This window comes from Paraoerskovia sediminicola (assembly GCF_030296575.1).
Classification (GTDB): Bacteria; Actinomycetota; Actinomycetes; order Actinomycetales; family Cellulomonadaceae; genus Paraoerskovia; species Paraoerskovia sediminicola.
The window spans coordinates 2,814,187-2,836,487 of sequence record NZ_AP027729.1 but is presented as its reverse complement, the minus strand read 5'-3'; the positions used below and the strand labels follow the sequence as shown (position 1 = coordinate 2,836,487).

General features: G+C 72.4%; 14 protein-coding genes and 5 pseudogenes. 11 read left to right on the top strand and 8 right to left on the bottom strand.

Annotation, left to right across the window (positions count from 1 at the left end):
• Nucleotides 1-107 precede the first annotated feature (107 nt).
• Nucleotides 108-833: pseudogene (locus QUE47_RS13115) on the top strand (PPK2 family polyphosphate kinase); the annotation flags it as partial.
• A gap of 81 nt (nt 834-914) precedes the next feature.
• Here QUE47_RS13115 and zapE read toward each other — a convergent pair.
• Nucleotides 915-1,958, bottom strand: a complete 1,044-nt coding sequence (zapE, locus tag QUE47_RS13110; RefSeq protein ID WP_350227567.1) for a cell division protein ZapE — start codon at nt 1,956-1,958, stop codon at nt 915-917.
• 11 nt (nt 1,959-1,969) lie between these two features.
• Nucleotides 1,970-2,713, bottom strand: coding sequence for an SDR family oxidoreductase (locus QUE47_RS13105; protein ID WP_286217655.1), 744 nt, complete (start codon nt 2,711-2,713; stop codon nt 1,970-1,972).
• A 32-nt stretch (nt 2,714-2,745) separates the two neighbouring features.
• On the opposite strand from QUE47_RS13105, the gene QUE47_RS13100 reads away from it, so the two are divergent.
• Nucleotides 2,746-3,231, top strand: coding sequence for a hypothetical protein (locus QUE47_RS13100; RefSeq protein ID WP_286217654.1), 486 nt, complete (start codon nt 2,746-2,748; stop codon nt 3,229-3,231).
• 77 nt (nt 3,232-3,308) lie between these two features.
• Here the strand turns inward: QUE47_RS13100 and cuyB are convergent, their stop codons facing one another.
• The 3 genes from cuyB to gnd are packed head-to-tail and all read right to left on the bottom strand — an operon-like array spanning nt 3,309 to nt 6,669.
• Nucleotides 3,309-4,031, bottom strand: a complete 723-nt coding sequence (gene cuyB / locus QUE47_RS13095) for a cysteate racemase (RefSeq protein WP_286217653.1) — start codon at nt 4,029-4,031, stop codon at nt 3,309-3,311.
• Nucleotides 4,028-5,233 carry a carboxylate--amine ligase gene (locus QUE47_RS13090; protein WP_286217652.1) on the bottom strand — a complete coding sequence of 402 codons (1,206 nt, stop codon included), beginning with the start codon at nt 5,231-5,233 and terminating at the stop codon, nt 4,028-4,030. Before QUE47_RS13090 ends, cuyB begins: the two co-directional genes overlap by 4 nt.
• Entirely contained in the window at nt 5,233-6,669 is a 1,437-nt protein-coding gene (gene gnd / locus QUE47_RS13085) for an NADP-dependent phosphogluconate dehydrogenase (RefSeq protein WP_286217651.1), read from the bottom strand. Before gnd ends, QUE47_RS13090 begins: the two co-directional genes overlap by 1 nt.
• A 149-nt stretch (nt 6,670-6,818) precedes the next feature.
• On the opposite strand from gnd, the gene QUE47_RS13080 reads away from it, so the two are divergent.
• From QUE47_RS13080 to QUE47_RS13050, 7 genes and pseudogenes are all read left to right on the top strand, one after another.
• Nucleotides 6,819-7,421 carry a DUF3000 domain-containing protein gene (locus tag QUE47_RS13080; RefSeq protein WP_286217650.1) on the top strand — a complete coding sequence of 201 codons (603 nt, stop codon included), beginning with the start codon at nt 6,819-6,821 and terminating at the stop codon, nt 7,419-7,421.
• Entirely contained in the window at nt 7,418-8,749 is a 1,332-nt protein-coding gene (locus QUE47_RS13075; RefSeq protein WP_286217649.1) for a ribonuclease D, read from the top strand. The genes QUE47_RS13080 and QUE47_RS13075 overlap by 4 nt, the downstream gene beginning before the upstream one ends.
• A 36-nt stretch (nt 8,750-8,785) precedes the next feature.
• Nucleotides 8,786-9,376, top strand: a pseudogene (locus QUE47_RS16950) (lipid II:glycine glycyltransferase FemX); the annotation flags it as partial.
• Between the two features lie 134 nt (nt 9,377-9,510).
• Entirely contained in the window at nt 9,511-9,813 is a 303-nt protein-coding gene (locus QUE47_RS13065) for a peptidoglycan bridge formation glycyltransferase FemA/FemB family protein (protein ID WP_350227566.1), read from the top strand.
• Nucleotides 9,814-10,123: 310 nt separating this feature from the next.
• Nucleotides 10,124-11,322 (top strand): annotated as a pseudogene (locus QUE47_RS13060) (thiolase family protein).
• Entirely contained in the window at nt 11,319-13,535 is a 2,217-nt protein-coding gene (locus QUE47_RS13055; RefSeq protein ID WP_286217647.1) for a 3-hydroxyacyl-CoA dehydrogenase NAD-binding domain-containing protein, read from the top strand. Before QUE47_RS13060 ends, QUE47_RS13055 begins: the two are co-directional and overlap by 4 nt.
• Nucleotides 13,536-13,649: 114 nt before the next feature.
• Nucleotides 13,650-14,426, top strand: a complete 777-nt coding sequence (locus QUE47_RS13050) for a 4'-phosphopantetheinyl transferase family protein (protein ID WP_286217646.1) — start codon at nt 13,650-13,652, stop codon at nt 14,424-14,426.
• Between the two features lie 103 nt (nt 14,427-14,529).
• On the opposite strand, the pseudogene pflA reads toward QUE47_RS13050, so the two are convergent.
• From pflA to dxs, 3 genes and pseudogenes are all read right to left on the bottom strand, one after another.
• Nucleotides 14,530-15,395: pseudogene (pflA, locus tag QUE47_RS13045) on the bottom strand (pyruvate formate-lyase-activating protein).
• 1 nt (nt 15,396) lies between these two features.
• Nucleotides 15,397-17,679 carry a formate C-acetyltransferase gene (pflB, locus tag QUE47_RS13040; RefSeq protein ID WP_286217645.1) on the bottom strand — a complete coding sequence of 761 codons (2,283 nt, stop codon included), beginning with the start codon at nt 17,677-17,679 and terminating at the stop codon, nt 15,397-15,399.
• Nucleotides 17,680-17,989: 310 nt separating this feature from the next.
• On the bottom strand, nt 17,990-19,945 hold the full coding sequence (dxs, locus tag QUE47_RS13035) for a 1-deoxy-D-xylulose-5-phosphate synthase (RefSeq protein ID WP_286219505.1): 1,956 nt from the start codon (nt 19,943-19,945) through the stop codon (nt 17,990-17,992).
• 150 nt (nt 19,946-20,095) lie between these two features.
• Here dxs and guaB1 point away from each other — a divergent pair.
• Together guaB1 and QUE47_RS13025 are read left to right on the top strand one after the other, a co-directional pair.
• Nucleotides 20,096-21,549, top strand: a pseudogene (guaB1, locus tag QUE47_RS13030) (GMP reductase).
• Entirely contained in the window at nt 21,546-22,277 is a 732-nt protein-coding gene (locus tag QUE47_RS13025) for an NUDIX hydrolase (protein WP_286217644.1), read from the top strand. The pseudogene guaB1 and the gene QUE47_RS13025 overlap by 4 nt, the downstream one beginning before the upstream one ends.
• Nucleotides 22,278-22,301 lie beyond the last annotated feature (24 nt).

Sequence of the window (22,301 nt, the reverse complement as noted above, 5' to 3'; positions counted from 1 at the left end):
AGCGAGCTCCCCAAGGACACGCTCCGTGTCACCGAGGGGTTCGACCTCGCGACGTTCGACCGCGGCGCGACCCCGGGTGGGAGCACGGCAGGAAGAAGGCCGAGAAGTCCATGGCCGAGCGCGGCGCCGAGCTCTCCGATCTTCAGGAGCGGCTCTTCGCCGAGGGGCGCACGGGCGGCGAGCGCTCGGTGCTGCTGGTGCTCCAGGGCATGGACACCGCCGGCAAGGGCGGGATCGTGCGGCACGTCGTCGGCATGGTCGACCCGCAGGGCGTCTCGCACGCGTCGTTCGGTTCGCCGACGAAGGAAGAGCTCGCGCACGACTTCCTGTGGCGGATCCGCAAGGAGCTTCCCGAGCCCGGCATGCTGGGCGTCTTCGACCGCTCGCACTACGAGGACGTGCTCATCGCGCGGGTCGACTCCCTCGTTCGCAAGGACGTGTGGGAGAACCGCTACGACGCGATCAACCGCTTCGAGGCCAAGGTCGCCGAGTCCGGGACGACGATCGTCAAGGTCGCCCTGTTCGTCGGGCTCGACGAGCAGAAGAAGCGGCTCTCGAAGCGCCTCGACCGCGCCGACAAGCACTGGAAGTACGACCCCGCCGACCTCGCGGCCCGGGCGCAGTGGCCCGCGTACCAGGAGGCGTACCAGGCCGTGCTGGACCGGACGAGCACCGACGTCGCGCCGTGGCACGTGATCCCCGCGGACCACAAGTGGTACGCCCGCCTCGCCGTCACCGAGCTGCTGCTCGACGCGTTCCGCGGGCTCGACCTGGGCTGGCCCGAGGCCACGTACGACGTCGAGGAGCAGAAGCAGCTGCTCGCGGAGGCCTGAGCCCGGCCACCCCGGGCACGCGAGGCGTCAGGTGGGTGTGAGCGCGCGCTGCGGCCCTCGACAGGACGCCCAGCAGGACGCTCAGCGCTCGGCCGGGACCGACCCCTCGGCGAGCGCCCGACCGTCGTCGATGAGCGCGCCGAGCCGCGACAGCGCCCGGTAGTACTTCTTGCGGTACCCGCCGTCGAGCATCTTCGGGGTGAACAGCCGGTCGCCCTCGCCGGGCCGCCCGGCGTCACCGACCCGCGAGAGCAGCACCGGGATGTCCCGGTCGTAGAGCCGGTCCACGAGCACGACGAGGCGCAGCGCCACCGACTGCTCCGTGACCTGGTGGACCTCGGTGAGACCGACGGCGGGGACGTCGTCCAGCATCGCCCCGTAGCGGCTCGGGTGGACCGTGGCGAGGTGTGCGACGACGTCGTCGAGCGTGTCGAGCGTCGCGCCCTCGGTGCGTCCCGCGGTCTCGCGCACCTGCTCCGCGGTGAGCGGTTGTGGCGCGATGGTCGTGCCCCGGTGCCGGTAGTCCTCGCCGTCGACGCGCATCACGTCGAACCGAGCGGCGAGCGCCTGGATCTCGCGCAGGAAGTCCTCGGCGGCGAACCGCCCCTCCCCGAGCGCGTCGGGCAGGGTGTTGGACGTCGCCGCGAGCGCCGTGTCCCGGTCGGCCAGCTCACGCAGTAGCCGGGACATGAGCACCGTGTCGCCGGGGTCGTCGAGCTCGAACTCGTCGATGCACACGAGCTTCTTCTCGGCGAGCGCCTCGACGGTGCGCGCGAACCCGAGCGCGCCGACGAGGTTCGTGTACTCGACGAACGTCCCGTACGCGCAGTCCTCGACGCCGACCGCGTGCGCCAGCGACGTGAGCAGGTGCGTCTTGCCGACGCCGAACCCGCCGTCCAGGTACACGGCCGGCGGGTCGTTGCGGCGCCGGAAGAACCCGCGCTGCCGGGTCGTCAGTCGTTCGGCGACGGCCTCGAGGTGTCGGACGGCGTCCCCCTGGCTCGGGTACGCGTCGTCGGCCCGGTAGGTGGAGAACCGGGCGTCGCGGAAGTGTCGGGGCGGGACGAGGTCTGCGAGGAGCCGCTCGGGAGCGACCCGGGGGCTGATCGAGGTCAGGGAGCGCACGGTCACCGAGCCTACGCGGGGGTCGCGCCCACCCGGACCACGGCCTCCGACCCCGGTGCGAGCGCGGCGACCACAGCCTCGCCGACAGCTCGCGCGGAGACCTCGCGGTCCGGGTCGACGTTGCGCTCGTCCCCGGCGACGGCGTGCTCGACCACGACCTCGCGGTAGCGCACGCCGCCCGGAGCGGACTCGAGCCGCAGGACCTCGACCAGCATGTGCAGCGCGGCCCCCGTGACGGACACCGGCCCGGACCCCGCCATGGGGGTGTGCGAGGCCGCACCGTTCAGCACGACGTACGCGGCGCCGTCCGGCAGCCGCGGCGCGAGCCGCTGGACCGCGCGCAGGTGGGACGTCAGGTGGCTGTCGAGGAACCCGGCCCAGGTGTCCGCAGGGACCTCCTCGAGCCGGTCCGCGATCGACCATCCCCCGATCGAGGCGACGACGCCGACGAGGCGGTGCGTCCTGGCCAGGTCGTCGAGGGCGACCGCGACCGCGTGGGGCGATGCCTCACCGGTGACCGCTCCGGCGTCGAGCGCCGCGATCACCTCCGGGTACGCGGCCCGGTCGGCGAAACGCTCCAGGCGGGTGCGCCCGCACACCACGACCCCGAACCCGGCGTCCCCGAGGTGGCGTACGAGGCGCGACCCGACGAACCCGGTCGCGCCGACCACGACCACCGCGGTCAGCGGCCCCGTCCCACCGGCGGAGTCGTCGTCGGGCACGGGCACCGGGGTCCCACGAGATTCGGCGGTCACGGACCCGAGCCTAGGGCGGATACGATCTTCGGGTGACCGACACGATCCTCGTCCTGGCCGAAGCAGCACTCTCCGACGCCGACGTCGAGCACGTCCTGTCGCTCCACGACGGCGACGACGTCCACTACCGCGTCCTCGTGCCCGCGGACACCGAGCACGACGCCGTGCTCGCGTTCGTCGACTACCTGAGCCTCGGCTACCTGCGCCAGGCGTGGGACGCCGTCCGCGGCAAGTCGCCCGACCGGCTCAAGGCCAAGTCGACCGCGGGCGAACAGCTCGCGACGAGCGTCGAGGCCTTCGCCTCGGCCGGGTGCGACGTGCGGGGCGAGGTCGTCGACGACGACCCGCTGCCCCAGGTCGCGGAGATCGTGGCGGACGGCGGCGCGCGAGAGATCGTCGTCCTCACCTACCCGCACGCCGTCGAGGACACGTTCCACACGGACTGGGCGTCCAAGGCCCGCGAGACGTTCCAGGTCCCGGTGCTGCACCTGTACCTGGGGACCAGCGAGCTCGGCTGACGCTCTCGTCCGCGGACGCCCGCAGGACGGTGCGGGCGCAGTCGGTCGCGGACGCCCGCAGGGCGGTGCGGGCGCGCTCAGCCCTCGCGGACGCGACGGCCCGAGCGCTCGATCGCCGCGCGGGCGAGCTGGTCCATCGAGTCCACGTACACGGGCTCGTCCAGCAGGTCGTGGTCCGCCGCGACGACGGAGAGCTCGGTGCACCCGAGCACGACGACCGACGCGCCACGGTCCACGAGCCGCGCGGTCACGCCCCGGAGCGCGTCGAGGTCCACGGGTCGGCCGGCCTTGACCTGCTCGTAGATCACGGTGTTGACGATCGCCTGGTCCTCGGCACTCGGCGTCAGCGCCTCGACCCCGACCGCCGCGAACGCGTCCTCGTAGACGTGGGACGCGACGGTCCCGGCCGTGGCGAGCAGACCCACCTGGGTCAGTCCCGGTGAGCGCTCCTGCACGGCGCCCACCGTGACGTCGATGATCGAGACCAGCGGGGTCTCGACCGCGTCCAGCACGTGCTGCGTGAAGTAGTGCGCGGTGTTGCACGGCATCACGAGGAAGTCGACGCCGAAGCGTTCGAGGCGCCGCGCGTCGTCCGCCAGGACGGGGCCCGGGTCGTCGGTCGAGCGGCCGAGGACGAACTCGGTGCGGTCCGGGATCCCGGCGTGGTCGAACACGATCATGTCGAGGTGGTCCTGGTCGCGCTCGGCGTCCGTGAGCCGGACGACGAGCTGCAGGAAGTAGGCGGTGGCCAGCGGCCCCACCCCACCGATCACGCCGACCGGCGCCGAGCGCCCGGTCACGCCGACGGGTCCCGGCGCTCGGGGTAGTACGCCTTGAACTTGCTGAACTGCTTGAGCTCCGCCAGCCGGATCCACACCCACCGCTTCGGTGTCACGTCCGCCGAGTACTTCAGCGGGTGGACCACCCGGACGCCCTTGAGGCGGGCGCGGGTCGCGGCGTCGACATACCGCTTGAGCAGCGCGCCCGGGATGATCCGGTAGAGCACCGACGGTCCCTGCTCGGACGCCGCCGCGCCCTCGCCGAGGTGCTCCTCGACCCACAGACGGGCGGGGTTCGCACCCGTCGCCGTCATGTAGTAGTTCGAGCGACCCGTACGCGGGTTGAGCTCGAACACGTAGCCGACGCCGCTGCGCGGGTCGACCTTCACGTCGAAGTTGGCGAAGCCGGTCCAGCCCAGGTGCTCGACGATCCGGCGCACGTGGCCCTCGATCTCGGGCAGCGGCGTCGTGAGGATGGCCGCGGGGTTCCCGAGGGTCCCGGGCGTGTGCTCCTCGAGGAGCACCTCACCGCTGCGGACGAGCCGCACCTCGCCGTCCTGCCCGGAGAACGTGGTGACGATGCGCATCTGCGCGTCGTCACCGGGGATCGTCTCCTGGATCACGAACGGACCGCGGTACCCGGCGTCGCCCGAGTCCTTCAGCAGCGCGGCGAGATCGGACTCGTCGTGCAGGTAGTGGACCTTCTGCTTGCCCGCGAACTGCGCGAGGTGCCACGCGTGCCGGTCCGTGGCCTTCGCCACCAGCGGGTAGGCGATGTCGACGTCGCCTACCTCGTCGCCGCCGTGCCGGACGACGGTGCGCGGGTGCGGCACGCCCAGCTCCTCGCAGAGCTCGGAGAACGCGCGCTTGTCGACGGCCCGGTCGAGCGTCTCGACGCTCGTGTACGGGACGATCGCGACGTCCTCGATCTTGGAGCGGTGCTCCGAGAGCGCGTGGACGTACCAGTCGGCGCAGGTGACGACCATCGCCGGGGCCTTGGCCTCCTGCGCCAGCCGCCGCACGACCGCGACCATCGCCTCCGGGTCCTCGAGCAGGTCGGGCTCGTAGACGTTCCGGACGATCCGCGACCATCCGACGTTGCGCGTCGGGTTGGTCGAGACCACGACGCTGGAGACGCCGTACGCCTCGTGGAAGGCGCGCGCGAGGCTGTACGCCCCGGCGTCACCGCCGAGGATGATCGGCGCGACGACCGCCTGAGGCATCAGACCGCGCTCTCGGAGCGGTCTGCCGACCACTCGGTGTGGAACGTGCCCTCGCGGTCGACCCGCTTGTACGTGTGGGCGCCGAAGAAGTCGCGCTGCGCCTGGATCAGCGCCGCGGGCAGCCGCTCGGCGCGGACGCCGTCGTAGTAGGCGAGCGACGACGAGAACGCCGGCGTCGGGACGCCGTTCAGCGCCGCCTGCGACACGACGCGACGCCACGCCGCGAGGCCGGCGCCGACCGCATCGGTGAAGTACTCGTCGGCCAGCAGCAGCGGCAGGTGCGCGTCGCGCTCGTACGCCTCGGTGATGCGGTTGAGGAACCGCGCGCGGATGATGCAGCCACCACGCCAGATGCGTGCCATGGCGCCCCGGTCCACGTCCCAGCCGAACTCGGCGCTGGCGGCCGCGATCTGGTCGAACCCCTGGGAGTAGGCGACGACCTTCGAGGAGTAGAGCGCCTGGCGCACGTCCTCGATGAACGCGTCGCGGTCGGTCACGTCGAACGAGCCCGCGTTCGCCGGGAGCGCCGCTGCGCCCGCCGTGCGCTGCGGCACGCCGCCCGAGAGCGCGCGAGCGAACGTCGCCTCGGCGATCCCCGTGATCGGCACACCCAGGTCGAGCCCGTTCTGGACGGTCCAGCGGCCGGTGCCCTTCTGCTCCGCCTGGTCGAGCACGATGTCGACGAACGCCGACCCGGTCTCGGCGTCGACGTGCTGCAGGACGTCGGCGGTGATCTCGATGAGGAACGACTCGAGGTCGCCCGTGTTCCACTCCTCGAAGATCTTGCCGATCTCGGCGGCGCTGGCGCCCAGCCCCTGCTTCAGCAGGTCGTAGGCCTCGGCGATGAGCTGCATGTCGGCGTACTCGATGCCGTTGTGGACCATCTTCACGAAGTGCCCCGCGCCGTCCGGCCCGATGTACGTGCAGCACGGCACGCCGTCGACCTTCGCGGAGATGTCCTCGAGGATCGGGCCGAGCGACTCGTACGACTTCGCGGTGCCGCCGGGCATGATCGACGGGCCGTTGAGCGCGCCCTCCTCGCCGCCGGAGACGCCGGAGCCGACGAAGTGCAGGCCACGCTCGCGCAGCGCGTTCTCACGCCGGATCGTGTCCGGGAAGTGTGCGTTGCCGGCGTCGACGACGATGTCGCCCTCCTCCAGCAGCGGGAGCAGCTCCTCGATCACCGCGTCGGTCGGGCCGCCGGCCTTGACCATGATGACGACCTTGCGCGGGCGCTCCAGGGAGGCAACGAAGTCGGCCATCGACTCCGACGGGACGAAGTCGCCGTCGTCACCGTTCTCCTCGATCAGGGACTGCGTCTTCGCGTACGACCGGTTGTGCACCGCGACGGTGTACCCGTGCCGTGCGAAGTTGCGGGCGAGGTTGCGGCCCATGACCGCCAGGCCGGTGACGCCGATCTGTGCGCGTGCAGACATTCGCGTGAGTCTCCTCGGGAGTTGCGGTCGGGTCAGGGTCGCGCGGAGGCACGATCCGTACGCACGGCACCTTAGTACGGCGGGCCGCGCGCACCCCGCCCCGCGCGCCGATCCGCCACATCGTGGACACGACCTCATAGTGTGCAGCCGTGAACACAGCCGGGCATCACGAGCCGCCGACCGAGTTCCGTCGCGCGCTCGACTCGATCACCGGGACCCGCGTCCGGCCCGACGTCGCGCTGCGCGAGGTTCCGGCGCCGACCCGCATCGCGCCCTATGCCGTCGCGCTCGAAGCCTCGGTGGACCAGGTCGTCCCGGGCTCCTCGGAACCGGCGACGGACGCCACGACCGGCCGGTTCATCGTGCTGCACGACCCGGACGGGCAGCCGGCGTGGGACGGGACGTTCCGCGTCGTCACCCTGGTCCGCACATCGCTCGACCCCGAGCTGGCCGTCGACCCGCTGCTGGGCGCGGTCGCGTGGACCTGGGTCGAGGACGCCCTCGCCTCGGCGAGCAGCCCGGCCCACGCGCTGGGCGGGACCGTCTCCCGGGACACCTCCGAGAGCTTCGGTGCGCTCGAGGGGCGCGACGGTGTCGCCGATCTCGAGATCCGGGCCTCGTGGACGCCCGACACCCCCGACCTCTCGCTCCACCTCGAGGCGTGGGCCACGCTCCTGTGCACCGCGGCGGGGCTCGCGCCCCTCCCGGAGGGCGTCTCGGCCCTGCGCCCCCGGAGAGGACCGACCCGATGACCGCGCAGACGGGACCGCCCGCGGGCGACGTGCCCGACGACCCGGCACCCGAGGCCGAGGCGAGCACCGTGTCCGCGGCAGAGCCTTCGGACGAGCCCGCAGCTGAGCCCGCCCCCGAGCCGCGGCCGCTGACAGCACCCGCGGACGGCGTCCCGCCCGTCGTGGACACGCCCGCGGCCTTCGCCCGCGTCGTCGAGGCGTTCGCCGCAGCGACCGGGCCGGTGGCCGCGGACGCCGAGCGCGCGTCCGGCTACCGCTACGGCCAGGCGACCTACCTCGTCCAGGTCAAGCGCGAGGGCGCCGGCATCGCGCTCATCGACCCCGTGGGCGTCCCCGACATGTCTCCCCTGCTCGAGGCCGTCGGTGACACCGAGTGGATCCTGCACGCGGCGTCGCAGGACCTCCCGGGCTTCGCCGAGCACGGGCTGAGGCCGGCGCGCGTGTTCGACACCGAGCTCGCCGCGCGCCTGCTCGGCCTGGAACGGGTCGGACTGGCCGCCGTGGTCGCCGAGCTCCTCGGCCTCGGCCTCGCCAAGGAGCACTCGGCGGTCGACTGGTCCACCCGGCCGCTGCCCGACGAGTGGCTGCGCTACGCCGCGCTCGACGTCGAGGTGCTGATCCCCCTGCGCGACGTCCTGGCGGGGATGCTCGAGGAGGCCGGGAAGGCGGAGTGGGCCGCGCAGGAGTTCGAGGCGGTCCGGACCGCGCCGCCGCCGGCTGCCCGGGTCGACCCGTGGCGACGCACCAAGGAGATGCACTCGCTGCGCGACCGCCGTCAGGTGGCCGTCGTCCGGAGCCTGTGGGAGGCGCGCGACGAGAACGCCCGCCGACGCGACGTGGCGCCTGGCCGCGTCCTGCCCGACCGCGCGATCGTCGCCGCCGCGAAGGCCATGCCGCGCACCGTCCCGCAGCTCGTCGCGATCCGCGAGTTCGCCGGCCGCGCCACCAAGCGCCGTGCGCCCCAGTGGCAGGCTGCGATCGACGAGGCGCTGCGGCTCCCGGCGTCGGAGCTGCCGACGCTCCGCGGTCCCCGGTCGGACGCGCCTCCGCCACCGCGTGCCTGGAAGGACCGCCACCCCGAGGCCCTCGCGCGGTTCGAGGTCGCCCGCCCGCTCGTCGCCGCGCGCGCCGAGGCCCTGTCGATGCCGGTCGAGAACCTCCTGCGGCCCGACACGCTGCGGCGGTTGTGCTTCACCCCGCCGTCGCCGATCGATGCCGCCACCGTCGACGAGTTCCTCGCCGCGCACGACGCGAGGCCGTGGCAGCGGGACCTGCTCGCCGCCGAGCTCGCGGACGCCCTGCGGACGGCCGACGCGCCCGACGCCTGAACCGGCCGACGTCCGCCGCTGCGTATCCTGGCGGGTATGCCCACGCAGCCCTTGACGACGCAGACCGTGACCGACCGCGAGGCCTGGGACGCCGAGGTGAACGCCCTGGGCGGGCACCCGCTCCAGCTCTGGGCCTGGGGCGAGGTGAAGGGCTCCGGAGCCTGGACGCCCCGCCGGGTCAGGGTCCTCGACGCCGACGGGTCCCTCGTCGGTCTCGCCCAGGTGCTCGTGCGCCGGCTCCCGTTCCCCTTCAAGGCCCTCAGCCACGTCCCGCGCGGCCCGGTGCTCGCCGAGGGTGCGGACCGCTCGGCCGTCCTCGAGGCCGTGACCGCCCGGTGCCGCAAGAGCGCCGGCGGGATCGGCGTGACGTTCGAGCCCGACTGGCCGCAGGGCACGGAGTACGAGCTCGCCGGGTCCCGTCCCTCGCCGAACCCGATCTTCTTCGGCACGACCCTCCAGCTCGACCTGCGTCCTGACGAGGACACGCTGCTCGCCGGGATGAGCCAGTCGACGCGGCGCTACGTCCGCAAGTCGTCCAAGGGGCACATCGAGTTCCGGGAGATCACGTCCGCGGAGGAGATCGACCAGTGCCTGGCGATCCAGCGCGAGGTGGCCGACCGTGCGGAGTTCGGCATCCACGACGACGACTACTACCGGCTCATCAAGTCGGAGTACGGCGACCGCTCCCCGTGCTCGGCGCGTTCGAGGACGGGAAGCTCACGGCGTTCCTCTGGTACGCGACCAGCGACCGGCTCGCGTTCATGCTCTACGGCGGCACGAACGACGCGTCCCGCGAGAGCCGGGCCAACTTCGGTCTCACCTGGTACGCGATCCGCCGGTTCAAGGAGCAGGGCATCGAGGTCCTGGACTTCAACGGGCTGCTGAACGACGGGATCTCGCGGTTCAAGCGGTCGTTCGGTCAGCGCGACGACCACCTGGTCGGCAGCATCGACGTGGCGTTCAGCCCGCTGTGGTCGGTCTGGAACCGCCTGCTGCCGACCGCCAAGACCGTGCTGCGGCGGGTCAAGGGCCAGCGCCCGTCGAAGGACGAGAACGAGCACTGACCAGCGCTCACCAGCACCGACCAGACAGGTCTCTGCCTTCCGCACCATCCACTCCATCGACGCCCCGGTCGCCCGCCCCGCGCGGAGCGGCCGGGGCGTTCGTCGTCCGAGGCGCACCGTAGCCGTGACATTTTCCCGATACTCCGAGTAGCATCTACATCGCTCGAGCGGCGCCGCTCCCGGACGCCGCCGTCCACCCCTCTGGAGATGTGATGACCACGACGCACGACGGCGCCACCGCGCCCGACCAGCGGACCTCCCCCGGGACGCCCGACGACTCGCCGCACGCGACGTCGTCTTCGTCGACGGGGTGCGCACCCCGTTCGGCAAGGCGCGCCCCGACGGCCTGTTCGCCGAGACCCGCGCCGACGACATGGCCGTCAAGACCGTCCGCGAGCTGCTGCGCCGCAACCCGGCGCTGCCGCCCGAGCGCGTCGACGAGCTCGCGCTCGCCGCGACCACGCAGACCGGCGACCAGGGGCTGACCCTCGGCCGCTCCGTCGCCGTGCTGGCCGGCCTGCCCAAGAGCACCCCCGGCTACTCGATCGACCGCATGTGCGCGGGCGCGATGACCGCGGTGACGAACACGGCGTCCGCCATCATGGTCGGCGCGCAGGACGTCGCGATCGCCGGCGGCGTCGAGCACATGGGCCACCACCCGATGGGCGAGGGCACCGACCCCAACCCGCGCTTCGTCTCCGAGAAGCTCGTCGACTCGTCGGCCCTCGTCATGGGTTCGACGGCCGAGAACCTGCACGACCGCTACCCGCACCTGACCAAGGAGCGCGCCGACACGTTCGGCGTCGCCAGCCAGGACAAGTACGCCAAGGCGCTCGCCAACGGTGACATCGACCCGATGATCGTGCCGGTCGCCGTCCGCTCCACCGAGCTGGGCTGGGGCCTCGCCACGGCTGACGAGCTGCCCCGCCCGGGCACCACCGTCGAGGCGATCCGCGACCTCAAGACCCCGTTCCGCCCCGGTGGTCGCGTCACCGCCGGCAACGCCTCCCCCTGACCGACGGGGCCACCGCGTGCCTCGTCGCCGCGGGCGACGTCGCCGCCGAGCTGGGTCTCGACGTCGGCATGCGGCTCGTGTCGTTCGCGTTCGCGGGCGTTGAGCCCGAGGTCATGGGCATCGGCCCGGTCCCCGCGACCGAGCGCGCCCTGCGCACCGCAGGTCTCGAGATCGACGACATCGGCCTCTTCGAGATCAACGAGGCGTTCGCCGTCCAGGTCATGGCGTTCCTCGACCACTTCGGCATCGCGGACGACGACGAGCGCGTCAACGTCTACGGCGGCGCCATCGCCATGGGCCACCCGCTCGCCTCGTCGGGCGTGCGCCTCATGACGCAGCTCTCCCGCCAGTTCGCCCAGCACCCCGAGGTCCGGTACGGCCTGACGACCATGTGCGTCGGCCTCGGCATGGGCGGCACCGTGATCTGGGAGAACCCCCACCACGCCGACTACTCGGGCCACACGACCGCAACCGACGGGGAGAACCGCGCATGAACGCCGAGCAGGACAAGACCACCGCCGGCACGACGTCCGGCGACCAGACGATCGCCCCCGCCAAGGGCACCACGACATCCGGGACCGCCGAGGCGCCGTCCGGCAGCGCGGGCAGCGGCCAGGGCCGCGGCGAACGCGTCACCCACGCGCTCGTCCGGGACGTCGAGCTGCCCGGCGGCGCCGGGACGCTCGCCCTCGTGACTCTCGACAACGGCCTCGACCACACGAAGCCCACGACGCTCGGACCGATCGGCATGGCCGGGATCCGCACGGTGCTCGAGGGCGTGCGGTCGCGCGCCCGGGCCGGGGAGATCGCGGCCGTCGCGGTCACCGGCAAGCCCTACTTCCTCGCCGCCGGCGCCGATCTCATGCAGGCCGCGAGCCTGTCGGGCCGCGACGAGGCGCTCGAGCTCGGCCGTGCCGGGCACGCCGCCCTCGGCCTGCTCGGCGACATGGGCGTGCCGACCTTCGCGTACGTCAACGGCGTCGCGCTCGGCGGCGGCCTCGAGGTCGCCCTCAACTGCGACTACCGCACCGTCGCGTCGGACGCCGCGGCGCTGGCTCTCCCCGAGACCGGCCTGGGCCTCGTCCCCGGCTGGGGCGGCGCGTACCTCGTCCCGAGGCTCGTCGGCATCGAGAAGGCGATCGACGTCGTCCTCACGCGCCCCGCGGCGAACAAGCCCTTCAAGGCCGCCGAGGCGCTGAAGATCGGCCTGGTCGACGCGCTCTTCGAGGCGCCCGACTTCCTCGAGTCCTCGATCCGCTGGACCGCCTCGGTGCTGCGCGGCGAGATCGTCGTCGAGCGTCGCGAGCTCGACGCGCCCGAGGTGTGGGACGGCGTCGTCGCGGCGGCCCGGCAGCGGCTCGACGCCGTCGTCGGCACCTCGCGCCCCGCGCCTGGGCGGGCGCTCGACCTGATGGCCGCCGCACGGACCTCGACCCGCGAGGACGCGTTCGCGGCCGAGGACGAGGCCCTGGCGGACCTGATGATGACCGACGAGATGCGCTCCAGCGTGTACGCGTTCGGGCTCGTCTCCGGCGGCAAGCGCCCCCAGGGTGCGCCGGACCCGAAGCTCGCCCGGCCGGTCACGCGCGTCGGGATCGTCGGCGCCGGGCTCATGGCGGCGCAGATCGCGCTGCTGTTCGCCCAGCGCCTCGGCGTCCCCGTCGTCATGCGCGACCTCGACGCCGAGCGCGTCGAGAAGGGCCTCGGGTTCGTGCGGAGCACGGTGGAGAAGCTCACGGGCTCGGGCCGCATGTCGTCCGACGCCGGCGCGAAGATCCTGGCCTCCGTCCACGGGACGACCGACATCGGCGACTTCGCGAGCTGCGACTTCGTCATCGAGGCCGTCACCGAGGTCATGGGCCTGAAGAAGAAGGTCTTCGCCGAGCTCGAGGGCATCATCTCGCCCGAGGCGATCCTGGCGACGAACACGTCGGCGCTGTCGATCACCGAGATGGCGAGCGACCTCGCGCACCCCGAGCGCGTCGTCGGCATCCACTTCTTCAACCCTGTCGCTCAGATGCCGCTGGTCGAGGTGATCAAGGCCGAGAAGACGTCGGACGAGGCGTTGGCCACCGGGTTCGCGGTGTCGAAGAAGCTGCGCAAGACCGCCGTCGGCTGCCTCGACCGCCCCGGGTTCGTCGTCAACCGCCTGCTGGTGCTGCTGCTCGGCAAGATCGCCGAGGCCGTCGAGGGCGGGACGCCGGTCGAGGTCGCGGACCGCGCCCTGCGCCCGCTCGGCCTGCCGATGCCCCCGTTTCAGCTGCTCGACCTCGTCGGGCCGGCCGTCGGGCTGCACGTGCTCACCTCGCTCCGCGAGGACCTCGGTGACCGGATCCCCCGGTCCCCCGGCCTGGAGAAGCTGGTCGAGGAGGGTCGTCGCCTGTCGCTCGACCCCGCTGCGAAGGGCCTGCCGGCTCCCGTGGACCCGTCGATCCAGGACGCCTTCGACGCGACGCCCGGGACCGGGCTCGACGAGGCCGGCGTGCTCGACTCGGTGCTCACCGCGCTGACCGTGGAGATCGGTCACATGCTGGAGGAGAAGGTCGTCGAGAAGCCGTCGCAGATCGACCTCTGCATGATCCTCGGTGCCGGCTGGGGCTTCCACCTCGGCGGGATCACCCCGTACCTGGACCGAACCGGGTACTCGGAGAAGGTGCTCGGCCGGCGGCTCCTGCCGGACGGCGTGGGGAACGTCCCGCGCGGCTGACCCGGCGTTTCTTGCCCGCCGAACCGGTGGTTGTGGTCGATAACGGTCCTCGGACCGACCACAACCACCGGTTCGGCGCGCGATAGGGACCGGTTCGGCGGACAGAATGGTGCGGTGACCACCCCGCCGAGCGACGTGCCGTCCGGGTCCGTCTCGGTCGTGGTCCATGCGTCCCCGCGGCGCCCGCTCAGGGAGCTGCCCCTCGACCGGTTGACGTCCCGCGAGCGGTGGCGCCTCGACCGCTATCGACAGGTCGCCGACAAGGAGCGCTTCGCCACGGCTCGCACCCTCGCCCGCGAGGCGCTCGGCGCGCTCCAGGGCATCGACCCCGCTCGGGTCCGGATCGACGTCGACCCGCCCGGGCCGACCCACGGCCGCGTCAGCACTCCCGACGGACCTGCGTTCTCGATCGCCCACGCGGGCGGGATCGTCCTCGTCGCCGTGCTCACCGGCGGCCCGACCGGCGCCCGGGTGGGCGTCGACATCGATCACCCGGACGCCGTCCGCGGCCACCTCGACGAGCTGTCGGATGCCGTCCCGCCGGCCGAGCGTCCGGCTGCCGGCTGGTCGGTGGAGACCTTCACCCGCGCGTGGGTCCGGCGCGAGGCGGCGCTCAAGGCGGTCGGATGCGGACTGCTCGCGCCTCGGGACGACCTGGTCCTCGGCCCCGCTGACGCGGCTCCCGCGGTCATGCGTTCTGCGGGTCTCCCGGGCAGCGCCGGAGCGATCCTCCTGCGTGACCTGACCGCCGCCGAGGTCGGCGCACTCGTAGACACCCACGAGCGAGCGTTCGCCACGGTCGCGGTCGTGGTGCCTGGCTCGGGCCCCTCCCACGATCAGCTCGATGCCGCGCACATCACGGTCCGCACGCTGCGAACCCCCGTCGACTGATGCCGCCCGGCGACAACCGGGTCGCCGCCCCACGACGACGGGGTCGCTGCCCGGTCAGGTGATCTGATCGGGCGACAACCCCGTGCTCGGCAGAAGAGGAGGGTCAGTACGTGGTGAACCCGCGCGCCCGGAACACGTCCCGGACGGCCTCGGTGGCCTCCGTGGTCGGCGGCTCGGTGTCCGCGAGCTCGTAGGTGCGCCCGAGCTCGGCCCACTTGTCGCGGGCCATCTGGTGGAACGGGAGGATCTCGACGCGCTCGACCGTGCCGGGCCGGATCTTCTCGAACGACTCGATGTGGTCGGCGACGAGCCGCACGTTCTCCGGGTCGTCGGTCAGGCCAGGGACGAGCACGAACCGGGCCCACATCTTCTTGCCCAGCTCGGCCAGCCGCCGTCCGAACACGAGCGTCGGCTCGAGCGCACGACCGGTGACCCGCTCGTAGGTGTCCGGGTCGCCCGACTTCACGTCGAGCAGGACGAGGTCGACGTCGGCGAGCAGGTCGTCCGACGCGTTCGCGCCGAGGAACCCCGAGGTGTCGATGCAGGTGTGGATGCCGAGCTCCTTGGCGCCGCGCAGCAGCCTGTGCGCGAACGCCGGCTGCATCAGCACCTCGCCGCCCGAGATTGTGATGCCGCCGTTCGAGGCGGCGAACACCCCTTGTACCGCTCGATGCGGGCCAGGACCTCCGACGCGAGGACGGGGTCGCCGTCCTTCATCGCGAAGGTGTCCGGGTTGTGGCAGTAGAGGCAGCGCAGCGGGCACCCCGAGAGGAACATCGTCATGCGCGTGCCGGGCCCGTCGACCGCGGTCACGAGCTCCCAGGAGTGCATCGACCCGAGCTCACCCGTGCGCATGAGCGCGAACTTCTCCGCGCGCGGGACCTCGGAGGTGGACAGACCGCGGAGGCCCGCACCAGCGCGACGGCTGGTGGGGGCCTCCAGGTCGGTCACCGTGGTGGGGACCGTCATGTCAGACGGCGCCGTGGAACGTCCGTGAGAGGACGTCCATCTGCTGCTCACGCGTCAGGCGGACGAAGTTCACGGCGTAGCCGGAGACCCGGATCGTGAGCTGCGGGTAGTTCTCCGGGTGCTCCATGGCGTCCTCGAGCGTCTCGCGCACCAGCACATTGACGTTCATGTGGTAACCGCCGCCGCCGAAGGAGGCGTCCAGGAGACCAGAGAGGTTGGTGACTTGCTCGTCACGCGTGCGGCCGAGGCCGGACGGCACGATCGTGTTCGTCAGCGAGATGCCGTCCTGCGCCTGCTCGTACGGGAGCTTCGCGACCGAGAGCGCCGAGGCGAGCATGCCGTGGGTGTCGCGGCCGTTCATCGGGTTCGCGCCCGGGGAGAACGGCTCGCCCTCGCGGCGACCGTCCGGCGTGTTGCCGGTGGCCTTGCCGTAGACGACGTTCGACGTGATCGTCAGCACCGACTGGGTCGGCACGGCGTCGCGGTACATCTTGTGGCGACGGATCTTCTCCATGAACGCGGTCGTGAGCTCCACGGCGATGTCGTCGGCACGGTCGTCGTCGTTGCCGTACGCGGGGTAGTCGCCCTCGGTCACGTAGTCGACGACGACGCCGCGGTCGTCGAAGACCGGCGTGACCTTCGCGTACCTGATCGCGGACAGGGAGTCCGTGGCGACCGAGAGGCCGGCGATGCCGCAGGCCATGGTACGCAGCACCTCCTTGTCGTGGAGGGCCATCTCGATGCGCTCGTAGGCGTACTTGTCGTGCGACCAGTGGATGCAGTTGAGCGCCTCGACGTAGGTCTCGGCGAGCCAGTCCATCGTCTTGTCGAACCGGGCGCGGACGTCGTCGTAGTCGAGGGGCTCGCCCTCGGCCACGGGGGCGGCGACCGGCGAGACCTGCTTGCCGGAGACCTCGTCGCGTCCACCGTTGATCGCGTAGAGCAGCGTCTTGGCGAGGTTCACGCGAGCGCCGAAGAACTGCATCTGCTTGCCGACGGCCATCGGGGAGACGCAGCAGGCGATCGCCGCGTCGTCGCCCCAGGCCGCGCGGATCTCGTCGTCCGACTCGTACTGGACGGCGGAGGTGTCGATCGAGACCTTCGAGCAGAAGTCCTTGAAGCCCTGCGGGAGCTTCGAGGTCCAGAACACTGTCATGTTGGGCTCGGGGGCCGGGCCCAGGTTGTAGAGCGTCTGGAGCATCCGGAACGAGTTCTTGGTGACGAGGGGGCGCCCGTCCTCACCCATCCCACCGATGGTCTCGGTGACCCACGTCGGGTCACCCGAGAAGAGCTGGTCGTACTCGGGGGTGCGCAGGAAGCGCACGATGCGGAGCTTGATCACGAAGTCGTCCATGATCTCCTGCGCCTGGCTCTCCGTGATCGTGCCGGCCTGCAGGTCACGCTCGATGAAGATGTCGAGGAACGTCGAGGTGCGGCCCAGCGACATCGCGGCGCCGTTCTGCTCCTTGACCGCGGCGAGGAACCCGAAGTACAGCCACTGGACGGCCTCCTGCGCGTTCGTGGCGGGGCCCGAGATGTCGTGGCCGTAGGAGGCGGCCATCGCCTTGAGCTCGCCGAGCGCACGGATCTGCTCCGAGTGCTCCTCGCGCTCGCGGGCCAGCTTCTCGTCGAAGGGCTGCGAGGTCAGGCTGAGGTGGTCGACCTTCTTCGCGGCGATGAGCTGGTCGACGCCGTAGAGCGCGACGCGGCGGTAGTCGCCGATGATGCGACCGCGCCCGTAGGCGTCGGGCAGGCCCGTGATGATGTGCGAGCTGCGGGCGGCGCGGACGTTCGGCGTGTAGACGTCGAACACACCCTGGTTGTGGGTCTTGCGGTACTCGGTGAAGAAGTGCTTGAGGTTCTCGTCCACCGGGTAGCCGTAGGTGTTGAGCGCACCCTCGACCATGCGCCATCCGCCGTTCGGCATGATCGCGCGCTTGAGCGGGGCGTCGGTCTGCAGGCCGACGATGAGCTCGTTCGCCTGGTCGATGTACCCGGGGTCGTGCGCGGTGATCGAGGCGGGGACGTCGTACGAGACGTCGTAGACGCCCTTCTCGCGCTCCGCCGGGAACTTCTCGCTGAGGTTCGCCCAGATCCCGGTCGTGCGCTCCGTCGCGCCCTCGAGGAACGAGTCGTCACCCTCGTAGGGGGTGTAGTTCGTCTGGATGAAGTTGCGGACGTCGATGCCGTCGGCCCACGGCCCGGTCGTGAACCCGGTCCAGGCAGCCACGGGCGCGTCGTCGGAGCCCGGGGTCGAGCTCGGTGCCTCGGAAACGGTGGTCATTGCGTGTCCCCTCCTCGTGGGTGGCGCCGGGATGTTCCCGACACCGTGACGCTCCGGGTGTTCAGCCGGCCCGGACCTCGTCGATCCGCCTCTGCACGCCCTGATTCTTCCTTGTCCTCAGGTTACGACTTTCCGTTTCTCGTAGGGCGAAGAACCGCTGTCTCGCGGATCACACGAGCGTACCCCGGGACTCCCGAGAAGGCCTGGCGATCGTTGCAATTGCAACGGAATCTACCTGTCGGCAAGGTGTCGGACTGTGCTTGTGACGTTCTTCACTAAGAGCCCTCGCGGCTGCGCCAGACCGCGTGCGTCAGGCGTCGGGCGTCGGATACGCAGGCGACCCACTGGCTCGCGCGTCGAGCGCGTCGAGCGCGGACCTCGCCACGTCCCCGGGCGTCAGACGCTGCTCCGCGACGACCCGGTCGCGCGACGCGTGCTCGAGGAACGACGGACCGACCCCGCAGTGCACGAACGGGGTCGGCACGCTCGCCGCCGCAGCGTGCTGGGCGACCCCGGCACCGATGCCGCCGTCGACGACGCCGTCCTCGACCGTGACGACCAGGTCGTGCTCGCCGACGAGCTTGACCAACCCGTCCGGGACCGGCAGCACCCACGTCGGCGACGCCACCGTCACACGCAGCCCGTGCGCCCCGAGCGTCGCGCCAGCGGAGACAGCCGTGGCAGCCATGGACCCCACACCCACGACGAGCACGCGAGCCGACCCGGAGCCGCCGTCCGCTCCCCCGTGGCGCTCGAGCACGTCGACGCCGTCGAGCTCCTCGACCGCCGGGAGCGGGTCGCCCACCGGCCCCTTCGGGTAGCGGACGACGGTCGGCGCGTCGTCGACGTCGACGGCCGCCCGCAGCGCGGCGCGCAGCGTCGGCTCGTCCCGCGGCGCGGCGAGCCGCAGGCCCGGGACCACGCGCAGCATGGCCATGTCCCACACGCCGTTGTGGCTCGCGCCGTCGTCGCCGGTGATCCCGGCCCTGTCGAGCACGAACGTCACTCCCGCGCGGTGGAGCGCGACGTCCATGAGCACCTGGTCGAACGCCCGGTTGAGGAAGGTCGCGTAGACCGCGACGACCGGGTGCAGGCCCGCGAACGCCATGCCGGCCGCCGAGGTCGCGGCGTGCTGCTCGGCGATCCCGACGTCGAAGGTGCGGGCCGGGAACTCCTGGGCGAACGGTGCCAGCCCGACCGGGTGGAGCATGGCCGCCGTGATCGCCACGACGTCGGGACGGTCGTGGCCGATCTCGACGATCTCGTCCGCGAACACCGAGGTCCAGCCGAACCTCGACGGCGCGACGGGCAGCCCCGTCTCCGGGTGGATCTGGCCGACCGCGTGGAACCTGTCCGCGACGTCGTGCTCGGCGGGGCTGTAGCCGCGACCCTTCTCCGTGATGACGTGGACGATGACCGGGGCGCCGAACGCCCGTGCCGCGCGCAGCGCGCGCTCGGTCGCGCCCTCGTCGTGCCCGTCGATCGGACCGATGTACTTCATGCCCAGGTCCTCGAACATGCCCTGGGGCGCCACGACGTCCTTGATGCCCTTCTTGAGGCCGTGCAGCGCGTCGTACGCGAGTCGCCCCGGCGGTCCGGACCGGTTCAGCGTCCGCTTGCCCCAGCCGAGGAACGCCTCGTACCCGCGGGTGGTGCGCAGCGTGGCGAGGTGGTGGGCCATGCCGCCGATCGTCGGCGAGTACGAGCGGCCGTTGTCGTTGACGACGACGACGAGCCGCCGGTCCTGGGACTCGGCGATGTTGTTCAGCGCCTCCCAGGCCATGCCGCCCGTGAGCGCGCCGTCGCCGATCACGGCGACCACGTGCCGGTCGTGGAGCCCGCGGACGACGTTCGCCTTCGCGATCCCGTCCGCCCAGCTCAGCGACGTGGACGCGTGCGAGTTCTCGACGACGTCGTGCTCCGACTCGGCCCGGCTCGGGTACCCCGAGAGCCCGCCCTGCTTGCGCAGGTGGCCGAAGTCCTGTCGACCGGTGAGCAGCTTGTGGACGTACGCCTGGTGCCCGGTGTCGAACACGACCGTGTCGCGCGGCGACTCGAAGACGCGGTGGATCGCGAGCGTCAGCTCCACGACCCCGAGGTTGGGCCCGAGGTGCCCGCCCGTCCGGGACACCGCCTGGACGAGGAACTCACGGATCTCGTCGGCCAGCACCCGCACCTGGCCGGGGGTGAGCCGCTTCAGGTCCTGCGGACCTCGCACGCGCTGCAGCACGCGCCCCGCAGGTCGGTCGGGCGTCGACGACGGCATCGCGGCTCCGTTCTCCATGGCCCGCCCACCTTAGGCGCTCCGGGGCGCGCCCGCCCGCACGGCACGGCACGGCACGGCCGACCCGCGGCCCGCGGTCCCACGATCCAGCGAGCGGCGCTCGCGTGCGACCGCCGCTCGTAAGATGGCCCCATGCGTTTTCTCACGGGCCAGTCCCCCACCACCGACCTCACCTACGGTGACGTCTTCCTCGCCCCGTCCAGGTCGGACGTCGCGTCCCGGTTCGACGTCGACCTCGCCAGCGACGACGGCACCGGCACGACGATCCCGCTCGTCGTCGCGAACATGACCGCGGTCGCCGGTCGGCGCATGGCCGAGACCGTCGCCCGCCGCGGCGGCATCGCGATCATCCCCCAGGACGTCCCGACCGACGTCGTCGCCGACGTGGTGGCGTCCGTGAAGTCCAAGGACCCCGTCGTGGACACCGCCGTCACGGTCGGCCGCCACGACACCGTGCACACCGCGCTGACGCTGCTCGGCAAGCGCGCGCACGGCGCGGCCGTCGTGGTCGACGGCGGCCGGCCCGTGGGCGTCGTCACCGCGGACGACTGCTCCGGCGTCGACCGGTTCGCCCAGGTCGAGCAGGTCATGACCGAGGACCCGCTGGTGATCGAGGAGTCCGAGGTCTCCGGCCAGGGCATGGCCGGCATCCAGGCCGCGTTCGAGAAGCTGTACGCGGCCCGCCTGCAGCTCGCGCCCGTCGTGCGCGACGGGGAGCTCGTCGGCGTCCTCACCCGCAAGGGGCGCTCCGGTCCAGCGTCTACACCCCGGCGCTCGACGCCGACGGCAAGCTGCGCATCGGCGCCGCCGTCGGGATCAACGGCGACGTCGCCGGCAAGGCGAAGGAGCTCCTCGACGCCGGCGTCGACGTCCTCGTCGTCGACACGGCCCACGGCCACCAGGCGAAGATGATCGAGGCGCTGGCCGCCGTCCGCTCCGTCTCGCCCACCGTCCCCGTCGTCGCGGGGAACGTCGTGACCGCGGCGGGCGTCCGCGACCTCGTCGAGGCCGGTGCCGACATCATCAAGGTGGGCGTGGGTCCCGGCGCCATGTGCACGACGCGCATGATGACCGCCGTCGGGCGGCCGCAGTTCTCCGCCGTCCTCGAGTGCGCCGCCGCGGCCCGCGAGCTCGGCAAGCACGTGTGGGCGGACGGCGGCGTGCGGCACCCGCGCGACGTCGCCCTGGCCCTGGCTGCGGGCGCGTCCCAGGTGATGATCGGCTCCTGGTTCGCCGGGACCTACGAGTCCCCCGGCGACCTGCACACCGACGGCGACGGACGCCTCTACAAGGAGAGCTTCGGCATGGCCTCGGCCCGCGCGGTCGCGGCACGCACCGCGGGCGGCTCCGCGTTCGCCCGCGCCCGCAAGGGGCTCTACGAGGAGGGCATCTCGTCCTCGCGGATGTTCCTGCACCCGCAGCGTCCGGGCGTCGAGGACCTGATCGACGAGATCACGTCGGGCCTGCGCAGCTCGTGCACCTACGCCGGCGCGACGACCCTCGCCGAGTTCGCGGACCGTGCGCTCGTCGGCATCCAGTCGGCCGCCGGGTACGAGGAGGGGCGCCCGCTCCCGGCGGGCTGGTGACGCCTCCCGACCACGGCGCGGACGCGCCGCCGCTGGGGTCCGCACGGTCCCAGCTGGCGGCGCTCGGCGACCCGGCTGCGGGCGGCGACGTCTGGCCGGAGCGCTGGCGCCACGCCGTCGGGCGCCTCGACCGGTCGCAGGCCCGCGACGCCGCGGTGCTCGTCCTCTTCGGGGCGCTCGACAGGATCCCGGCCGAGCACGCGAGCGACGCGGTCGCCGCCGACCTCGACCTGCTCCTCCTCACCCGCGCGGCCACCCTCGGCAGCCACGCGGGCCAGGTCGCGTTCCCGGGCGGGCGTCTCGACCCCGGGGACGACGGCCCGGTGGACGCCGCGCTGCGCGAGGCCGTCGAGGAGACCGGGCTGGACCGCGACGGCGTGGAGGTCCTGGGCACCCTCGGCGCGCTGCCCGTCCCCGTGAGCAACCACCTCGTCACGCCCGTGCTCGGGTGGTGGGCCCACCGCTCCGAGGTCGGCGTCGTCGACGTCGCCGAGTCCGCGCACGTGTTCCGGGCACCTGTCGCCGACCTGATCGACCCCGGCCACCGTCGTACGGCGGTCGCCCGCCGCGGCGCCCAGGTCTACCGGGGCCCCGCCTTCCTCGTGGACGACGGGCCGCGGCAGCACGTCGTCTGGGGCTTCACGGCGGGGATCGTCGACGCCCTGCTCGACCGCCTCGGCTGGGCCGAGCCGTGGGACGTCGGCCACGAGCACGACATCACCCTCTGAGCGGTCGGGACCGCGAGGACCCGC

Bases quoted from the DNA above. Each gene is read 5' to 3' on its own strand.
- QUE47_RS13065 (WP_350227566.1), top strand. From the start codon at position 9,511: ATGCTCTACGGCGGCACGAACGACGCGTCCCGCGAGAGCCGGGCCAAC.
- QUE47_RS13055 (WP_286217647.1), top strand. From the start codon at position 11,319: ATGAACGCCGAGCAGGACAAGACCACCGCCGGCACGACGTCCGGCGAC.
- QUE47_RS13090 (WP_286217652.1), bottom strand. From the start codon at position 5,233: ATGCCTCAGGCGGTCGTCGCGCCGATCATCCTCGGCGGTGACGCCGGG.
- dxs (WP_286219505.1), bottom strand. From the start codon at position 19,945: ATGCCGTCGTCGACGCCCGACCGACCTGCGGGGCGCGTGCTGCAGCGC.
- pflB (WP_286217645.1), bottom strand. From the start codon at position 17,679: ATGACCACCGTTTCCGAGGCACCGAGCTCGACCCCGGGCTCCGACGAC.
- QUE47_RS13075 (WP_286217649.1), top strand. From the start codon at position 7,418: ATGACCGCGCAGACGGGACCGCCCGCGGGCGACGTGCCCGACGACCCG.
- gnd (WP_286217651.1), bottom strand. From the start codon at position 6,669: ATGTCTGCACGCGCACAGATCGGCGTCACCGGCCTGGCGGTCATGGGC.